We start from the raw sequence: 739 nt of genomic DNA, 5'->3' as shown, positions 1-739 counted from the left end.
TGCTGTCGAACTCTGAGAATTTGTTGTTCTCGTTCTGCGATCGTCATGGAAGGGCTCCTGCTTCGAGGGGCTTCCCCATTCTAAGCCCTTTTCTCCCCTCGCTCCTCAGCGCGAATAATTCGTGACACTAACCCGCGTGCGGTGGTAGCGTTTATGGTGAAAGCGATCGCGCCTCAAGTGGGCGAAACGATTCATGACCCAGCTTGCGGAACGGCTGGCTTTTTAGTGTCGGCTTACAAATATCTAAGAGAGAAGTGTCAGCCGAAGGACTGGAAGATTTTGCAGTCGAGCTTGTCTGGCATTGAGGCGAAATCGTTGCCGCTGATGCTGGCTCAGATGAATTTGCTGCTGAATGGGGTGGAATATCCAGACGTGGAGCGGAAAAACTCGCTGGGGACTCCGATCAACCAGATTGGGGTGAAGGATCAGGTGGATGTGATTTTGACGAATCCGCCGTTTGGGGGTGAGGAAGAAGCGAAGATTAAGGACAACTTTGACCCCAAAATGCAGACGGCAGAGACGGCGCTGCTGTTTCTTCAGTTGATTATGCGGTTGCTGAAGTCGCAGCCGAATCCGGGACGGGCGAGAATTGTGGTGCCGAATGGGACGCTGTTTGGCGATGGGGTTTCTGCCAAGATCAAGGAGAAGCTGCTGACTGAATATATACTCTAATCGGCTAAGAGCTGGACTTTTTTGAAGGATTGAAACTTCCAACTCATCAGGCTTTTTAGCTTGTCGT

1 protein-coding gene is annotated in these 739 nt (G+C 51.3%); it reads left to right on the top strand.

What is annotated here, in order from left to right; all coding sequences use genetic code 11:
- Positions 1 to 141: 141 nt before the first annotated feature.
- A complete protein-coding gene (locus C7B65_RS27095; protein ID WP_219898766.1) occupies positions 142 to 672 on the top strand; it encodes an HsdM family class I SAM-dependent methyltransferase in 531 nt (176 codons plus the stop codon).
- Positions 673 to 739: the final 67 nt, after the last annotated feature.

It is taken from the genome of Phormidesmis priestleyi ULC007 (assembly GCF_003003695.1).
GTDB lineage: Bacteria > Cyanobacteriota > Cyanobacteriia > Leptolyngbyales > Leptolyngbyaceae > Phormidesmis_A > Phormidesmis_A priestleyi_A.
The sequence above is the reverse complement of the archived record's forward strand: the minus strand, read 5'-3'. Positions and strand labels throughout refer to the sequence as shown.